This is a genomic window from Novosphingobium clariflavum, from assembly GCF_026420865.1.
Taxonomy (GTDB): domain Bacteria; phylum Pseudomonadota; class Alphaproteobacteria; order Sphingomonadales; family Sphingomonadaceae; genus Novosphingobium; species Novosphingobium clariflavum.
The window spans coordinates 1-7,140 of sequence record NZ_JAPCWC010000057.1; the positions used below are offsets into that span (position 1 = coordinate 1).

The following is a 7,140-nucleotide window of genomic DNA, read 5'->3' on the forward strand; positions in this document are numbered from 1 at the left end:
TAGGCCGTAGACTCATCAACGGCACCATCGAGGTTTGAGGCAAAATGGTTCAGCGTGAGGAAGGAAGGCGACGGAATATGTCGATATTTCTAGGCTTCCTGACGCAGCGATGGTGCCGCTTGTGAGTTTACGGCCTAGATTGGAAACGGATCTAAATCTGGAAGCCCCCGACGGTCTCGGCGGCATGTTCGAATGCATTTCCGATGCGAAGCACCGAGGCATCATCGAACTGCCTTCCAATTATCGACAATCCAACGGGGAGGCCTTGCACCTGTCCCATAGGGACCGTGAGGTGCGGATTGCCCGCGATGGCGGGTAATGTGGCGGCGCTTTCCAGCGAATCTGCCGTCGGACCAGAACTGGACGCGGGCCAGGGCAAGTCTTCCGTGGGTCTCAAGAGCGCCGCAGCACCGCTTGCTTGCAGCATCCGATCAAGGCCCTCCCTGCCCGCCAGCACCCGCGCTCGCTGCCGGTCGGCAATGACCTGAGGATCATTCGCTGCCGGCGCTCGTTGTGCGGCTTCGAGCAGTTCCTGCCCGAACAGCGGCATTTCCCTGCGTCGTTCCTTCAGGTTGAAGGAAATGAGCGCGGAAAGGCTGCGTATCCGCACAGTTTCAGGAGTCTTGGCAAGATAGCTGTCGAGACCACTGTGGAACTCGCTTGCGAGCGTCGAAAACTCGAGTTCCTGCAACCCCGAAGCGTCTGGAGCGGGCACCTCGACCAAAACCGCCCCGGCTTTCCTGAATACTTCAAGTGCCGCATCGAAACGCGCCGCTATCGCGGCGCTCATTCGCGGGCGGATGACGGCAAGGCGAATGCCCTTCAACGAAACATCTGAAAGGGCAGCAACATAGTCCCGTCGATGCGTGTCCGCCTCGATCGTTGCGCGGTCCCTTGGGTCACTCCCCGCCATGACACTCAGGAGAAGGGCAATATCGCTTACCGAATGGCCTATTGGCCCCGCGGTATCCTGAGCATCGCTGATCGGCACGATACCAGTCCTCGAAACAAGCCCAAGGGTAGGCTTGAAGCCGACGACGCCGGTCATCGCGGCAGGGCATGTTATCGAACCATCGGTTTCCGTCCCGATACCGATCGCGGCATATCCAGCGGCCATTCCCGCGGCAGTGCCACTCGAGGAGCCGCATGCCGTGCGGTCAAGTGCGCGCGGATTACGAACCAACCCGCCCATCGCGCTCCATCCGGACAATCCATTGGGCGACCGGAAGTTGGCCCATTCAGACATATTCGCCTTTGCGATCACGATCATGCCCGCAGCACGCAGTCGCGCGATCACTGCGGCATCGTTGATTGCATAGTTCCTCGCCAGTGCCAGGCTTCCGGCGGTCGTGGGCATGGCATCGTGCGTTTCAATGTTGTCCTTCACCAGAATTGGCAGGCCATGCAGCGGACCACGGACATGCCCGGTACGTCGTTCCCGATCCAGTTCGCGCGCCTGCCGGATAGCATCGCGATTGACCGAAATGACAGCATGTAACGAGGGCCCGCGTCGATCCATTCGCTTGATGCGAGCCAAGTAGGCCCGGACCAGCTGTTCGCTGCTGACCCGTCCCGCTGCCAGCTCTCGTTCCAGTTCCACCGCCGACTGGTTATACAATGCTTGTTGCGACAGCCCATCACGCGCGAGTGGCTGCCCTGCAAACACAGGCATGGCAGACAATCCAATGCTCACCGCAATCGAGAAGCCCCAGAACGGCTTCACACGAACGCTTCTCATTGCAGGCGGGAACCTCATGCGACGCAGTCGATGTCGGCCGGCACGAGTTGGGCCGCCGGCATATAACGCCCTTTGTCTCGCACAGCCTGATGATAGAGGGTGCTTACCCATCTTGTGACGGTGCGATCGGTGAACACATGTCCCCCGATGCTGGCTACAGCTGTTACCTCTGCGGCAGTCCCAACGAGAAAGCACTCGGAAAAGTCGCGAATATCCTGAGGGAAAAGGTCATATTCCCGGACAGGGATACCGGCTTCCCTGGCGAGGTGAATAACAGTCTGCCGCGCAATGCCATTGAGGAAATGGCCCGGGCTCGGCGTATGCAGCGCCCCATTGCGCACGAAGAACAGATTCGCGCCCGTCGCCTCGGTCAGGCGTCCGGCGCAGTCCAGCATGACGGCGTCCGAGTAGCCCTGCCGCCTCGCTTCATCTTTGGCCATTGTCGAGATCATGTACAATCCCGCCGCCTTGGCATCCGTCGGCACAGACGATCGTGGCGGGCGGCGCCAATCCGCCACCGTCAGGGCGATCCCGTTCTCCAGATCCGGAGTGGGATCAGCCCAGACCCAGGCCGCAATGGCGCAGTGAACATCCGATCCGTCGGTCGAAATATCCATCTCGTTGGAACCACGCCAGACGACCGGCCTTACGTAGGCATCCCTTAGATCGTTTCGCGACAGAAGTTCGGCCTTGGCCGCGACCAGAGCGTCCACGCTGAACGGCAGTTCCATGCCCAGACGACCGGCGGAATGGATCAACCGCCGGGCGTGATCGTGTGAGCGGAATACCTGGCCTTCATAAGCCCTTTCACCTTCAAAAACCGAAGAGGCGTAATGCAGCCCTTGCGTAAGCACATGCATGTTCGCCTCTCGCCAGGGCCGAAAGGCTCCATCGAACCAGATCACACCGTCCCGGTTCGCATAGTTATGTTCAGTCATTTTGAGCTCCGGAAGATGATTGCAGGATCCCCGCGTTCGGTTCGGCTCCCTTCAAACGGGCATGCCAGCGGGCGCCAATACTTGGATGGCACGCAGGAAAAAGAAGGCTCGCACAGACGAATGCAGCAGTACTGGATCCCAGTCCGAGCAAAATTGGCAGACTGGCGTAGATGTCTTCAAGATACGCCATCGTTCCGAGCGTGGTCAGCGATCCGACAACGATAGAAACAACCGCTCCCTGAATGTTGGCACGCCGCCAGACGATGCCGCCCAAGATCGCCACAGCAAGCCCTCCCACGAGCACGGCATATGCGATTGTCAGCGCCGCCAGGACATCGCGCATCAGCGCGGCACACAGGATCGCCGCCCCTCCAAGGCCCAACAAGTGGAGCCGCATGGTGCCCATATCGGCCTCGCCTCCGCCAACACCCGCTTTTGCCCCGGGCCAAACGTCTTCGCGAAGTACGGTAGCCGATGCGATCAGCGCGCCGCTGGAGGTCGACATGATCGCCGCGAGGGCCGCCGCGATCACGAGCCCAGAGGCACCTTGTGGCAACACTGCGTGCACGACAGCGGAAAATACCGCGTCGCGGCTAACGACATGCGGGAGGATCACCTTTCCCGCCATTCCGATCGCCGCGCCGGCCGCTGCATAACCCATGCAATAGAGCGCTGAAGCAGCCCCGGCAACGCGCGCCACCCTTGCGCTTCGGGCCGTTCCGACACGCTGCCAGATGTCCTGCCCGATCAGAAGCCCGAGACTGAAGGTGACGAAGTACGCCAGTATCGCGTCGGCACCCACAGCCGTCAGCGAGAAGGCAGAAGGTGGAAGCGCGGCCTTCATCGCCGTGACGCCGCCGGCTTTCATTATGGCGGCCGGCAGAACGACCAGGAATATCCCGACGGTCGTAATCACGAACTGCACGATGTCGGTCAACGTGACCGACCACATGCCACCCGCCGTCGCATAGGCGAGAACAACCGCTCCTCCCAAGATCATCGCCGGGACGGTGCCAATTCCGAACGAAGCCGAAAGCAGCGCACCACAGGCGATTGTCGAGACGACGCAAATGAGCAGCGTATAGAGTGCCATGATCACACCTGACAGGGTGCGTGCGCCGGCACCGTAACGCAGCTCCAGCATTTCTCCGACAGTGTAGACCCGCAACCGCCGGATCGTGCCTGCAAAGCAGATGCTCAGGACCATCACGCCGCAACCGATGGCAAAAACCAGCCACATCCCGGACAAGCCATAGACATAGCCAAGTCCGACACCGCCTATCGTCGAGGCTCCGCCAAGTACGACCGCGCACAGCGTTCCACCATAAAGAAGGGGTCCCAGCCTGCGTCCTGCAACAACAAAATCCTGCTCAGTGCGGATCATGCGCCGGGCAAAGAGCCCAACTGCCAGAATGACCAGGAAATAAACAATAATGACGATCAAGTCGGCCATGGCGATCAGGGCCTCTTTGCATCAATGCCGGCCTCGACCTCGAGTACAGCCCGCTCGAGCTGCGGATCTCTGCCCGCTGCCATGTCCTGCAATGTCAGATCAACGGGAATGCCCGGCTGTACAGCCTGCCCTTCGAGGGCGTAGCGGCCTTCCACATCGGTCATCGCATATTGAGGAACCGTGATCCAACCACCGTCGAGCAGCATTGGCCCACCCCCACTGCCGGCGACGCCGCCCCAGGTTGGCGTCCCGACGATGGGGCCAATTCCCATCTTGCCGAAGTAATAGGCATAAGTATCGCAACCAGAACCGCAGTAGGCATTTGTCACCATGGCCTTGGGCCCGCCAAGCCAGGCTCCCGGCGTCGTGGCATTTCGCCCCTGAGGCATCTGCCATCGGCCGAGCAGAGGTGCGGTCAGCATCTGGATGAAATAGTCCGCTGCAAAGCCCCCGCTGTTGAAGCGGACATCAAGCACAAAGCCCTGACGATCGTTTTGCGCGTAACGGGCACGGTTGAACTCCGCCATCCCGCTCTCGACCGTATCCGAAGCATGAAGGTACCCCACGCGGCCGCCACCAAGCCTGTCGACGATCTTCTGGCGTTCCGCCAACCAGGCCGCGAACCGCAAGGCAGCATCATTTGCAACCGGCGTTACGTTCGCACAGCGCTGTGCCTTCTCGCCATCGGCGGTCAGGCAGATCCGGGTGACTTTGCCTGCCGTTTCCTGAAGATACTCAGCCAAATCGCGATCTGCAGAGACCTTGCGGTCGCCGATGCTGACAACCAAATCGCCGGGTTTGGCGGCAAGTGCAGGAACGTCCAGCGGCGCAACACTATCCGCGCCGATGCCGAACATGGCGGCATGATAGACCCGCACGATACGATAACGCCCCTTGTCGATAGCAAAATCGGCAGCGAGGTTGCCTGTCGGCGTCCGCAACGAGGGGCTCTCGAACTGCGGAGGGGCGACATCCGCATGGCTGAGGTGCAACTCGCCCAAGACATCCTCGAGAACGTAGGTCAGGTCCTCACGGCTGGCGATGCCGCCAACCAGCGGTTCATAGTGCGCCTTCCATGCTGCGAAATCGCGAGGCGGATGGGCGGGGTCGTGAAGGAGATAGGCGAGTTGCCTGAAAGCGTCGCCAAACATGGCGCGCCATTCGGCCCTCGGATCGACGGTAACTTTCGCATCCGTAAGTGCCAGGGCGCGATGCTCGACGTTATGACCTGCATCGAGACGATCGACGAACCATTCGCCAGCCTTGCGATAGAGCAATGTGTTCGCATCGGACGATACGCGAAGAGTGCTGGTAAAATGCTCATACAGGTCACCGGGATAAAAGCCTTCCACCCCCTCGACGAGGACCTCGGGCTTGGGCGCCGGCGCATTCGCATCAAGGATGGAAACCTGCTGGCTTCCGGCCATCGAGAACGTCCCTTCGCCTGGCGGCAGCTTGGTTTCGACCAGCAGGAGCTTTCCGGGAGCCGACTGCGGATAGACCCCCTCGTAGCGCCGCGAGGGCAGCGCAAGCGCCTCCGGATGGCGCCAACCGGTGGATTCCGCTTGAGTCCAGAATACCCTGCGCAGGATCGGGGGGCGCATTTTCGCGGTCTGGTCCAGATAGGCCTGCGCCGGCGGCGTATTGTCACTTGCCGTGAACCAGAGCCTCTTTCCATCGGCGTCCCAGGCAGGATTTTGGGCATCGACGTCGGACGGCGTAACCTGCTCAATCCGATCGTCATCCGACGACCACACGAATACGGCAGAAAGTCCGTTATCAAGTGTGCGACTATAGGCGAGTTTTGTGGCGTCATGGTTCCATGACACGTTCCATTTCGCCCAGGCCATCCTGGCAACGGTTCTGCGCTCGCTGTCTATGCGCCGGGGAGGATGCCCGACTTCGCCGATCACACGTTCTGCATCAGATCGAGGAATGCCACCCTGCGGCCGTCGGGAGACCAAGTGGGTGCACTGAAATAGGCCGAATCGCGGAACGATGTCCCGGCTGACTGCTTGCCGGATCCGGTGTCACGCAGGACAAGTTGATTGATGCCGCTGGCATCCGAGAAGGCACCAACCAGGCCAGGCCTACTGAACGACGGCGACCTTTCCGTGTGGCCGGAATCGCCGAAGACCTGAACCCGGTTCTGCTCGTCGACGGTGAGGATCCTGCCGTGTGCTTCGAAGGCGGCCTCGCCCGCGTCCGAAACTGCAGCATCCATTATCTCCCCGGCAAGATCGACTGCCGAGGGCATGGCCCTGGGCAGATCACCGATCGGCCGGATCGCCAACTTGGTCACGGAGCCCGTCGCCAGATCGAGCAGGCTGACACCATCCAGTTGAGAAAAGACGATACCGCCTGGCCCGAGTGCAGCGTCCTTGATGTCCCACGGACCTGGGTCGAACAAACGTGTCACGGCCTTTGTCGCCGGGTCGAACCTGTAGAGCGAGGAGCGGCCGTCGCGGTCCGATATGAAGTACAATTGCCCCGCGAACCACATGGGGTCGTGATCGTTGCCAAGCGGCCCCGGAAGATCGCGCTGGGCAAGCGTCTGCGGGTCAACCAGCAGAATCCGGCGCTGGTCTCCGCCCCGATAATTCTTCCAGCTCAGGTTGATGTACTGCATCGGCTCAAGTGCAACATCGCCACCCTCGGGATTGGCAGCGACTGTGTAGGCCACTGGATATGGCAAGGCGCGGGCCGGGCCGCCGTCCCGCGCCACCGCGAACACCCGGGGGAGTCCATATTGCGGATAGAATGTATCTCGCGTCGAACGAAAATGGACGTCCCGCCCATCCGCGCTCCATCCAACGACCTCATCCGCGGCGCCATCGAAAGTCAGCCTTCGCGGCTGACCACCAGCGGTCGACATGACGTAGACGTCGACGTCACCACCGTAACTTGCTGAAAAGGCAAGCATCTTGCCGTCCGGGGAAAATGCGCTGGCGCTGGTCGTCGGTACGCCAGCGGACGAAGTGACCTTGTGCGCCTCGCCTCCCGAGCGGGGC

Annotated in this window: 4 protein-coding genes and 1 pseudogene; all 5 read right to left on the reverse strand. The window is 61.0% G+C overall.

What is annotated here, in order from left to right; all coding sequences use genetic code 11:
• Nucleotides 1-151 precede the first annotated feature (151 nt).
• The gene (locus tag OKA11_RS23990) at nucleotides 152-1,723 is read right to left on the reverse strand and encodes an amidase (RefSeq protein WP_267225081.1); all 1,572 of its coding nucleotides are present in this window, start codon (nucleotides 1,721-1,723) and stop codon (nucleotides 152-154) included.
• 29 nt (nucleotides 1,724-1,752) lie between these two features.
• A complete protein-coding gene (locus OKA11_RS23995) occupies nucleotides 1,753-2,676 on the reverse strand; it encodes a branched-chain amino acid transaminase (protein WP_267225083.1) in 924 nt (307 codons plus the stop codon).
• Entirely contained in the window at nucleotides 2,669-4,129 is a 1,461-nt protein-coding gene (locus tag OKA11_RS24000) for a sodium:solute symporter family transporter (protein ID WP_267225085.1), read from the reverse strand. The genes OKA11_RS23995 and OKA11_RS24000 overlap by 8 nt, the downstream gene beginning before the upstream one ends.
• 5 nt (nucleotides 4,130-4,134) lie before the next feature.
• Nucleotides 4,135-6,042 (reverse strand): S41 family peptidase, encoded by a 1,908-nt coding sequence (locus OKA11_RS24005; RefSeq protein ID WP_267225087.1) that lies wholly within the window; start codon nucleotides 6,040-6,042, stop codon nucleotides 4,135-4,137.
• Nucleotides 6,039-7,140: pseudogene (locus tag OKA11_RS24010) on the reverse strand (hypothetical protein); the annotation flags it as partial. The gene OKA11_RS24005 and the pseudogene OKA11_RS24010, both read right to left, overlap by 4 nt.